The organism is Pseudomonas sp. S31, assembly GCF_016648105.1.
In the GTDB taxonomy this organism is placed as follows: domain Bacteria; phylum Pseudomonadota; class Gammaproteobacteria; order Pseudomonadales; family Pseudomonadaceae; genus Aquipseudomonas.
On sequence record NZ_JACVVE010000103.1, the window covers coordinates 1 to 323 of the forward strand.

General features: G+C 64.1%; 1 pseudogene. It reads right to left on the minus strand.

Features of this window, described 5'->3' with window-relative positions:
- Nucleotides 1-73 precede the first annotated feature (73 nt).
- Nucleotides 74-323 (minus strand): annotated as a pseudogene (locus IAE37_RS28655) (glyoxylate carboligase); the annotation flags it as partial.

The following is a 323-nucleotide window of genomic DNA, read 5'->3' on the forward strand; positions in this document are numbered from 1 at the left end:
GAAGCGGGCCAGGAAGTCCTGTTCGGTGAACAGCATGGACAGGTTGGCAGCGAAGCGTGGCATAGGGCTCTCCTTAAAGGTCTCGAAGGGTCAGGATCGAAGTCGGCGCATCGGCGGCAGTGCTTGCCAGCTCCTCGAACTCGTTGACGGCGTTGATCTCGGTGCCCATGGCGATATTGGTCACCCGCTCGAGGATGATCTCCACCACCACCGGCACCCGGTACTGTTCGGCCATGCGCTGGGCTTCGCGCAGGGCAGGGCCGATGGCATGGGGCTCGAACACGCGGATGGCCTTGCAGCCCAGGCCTTCGACCACGGCGACG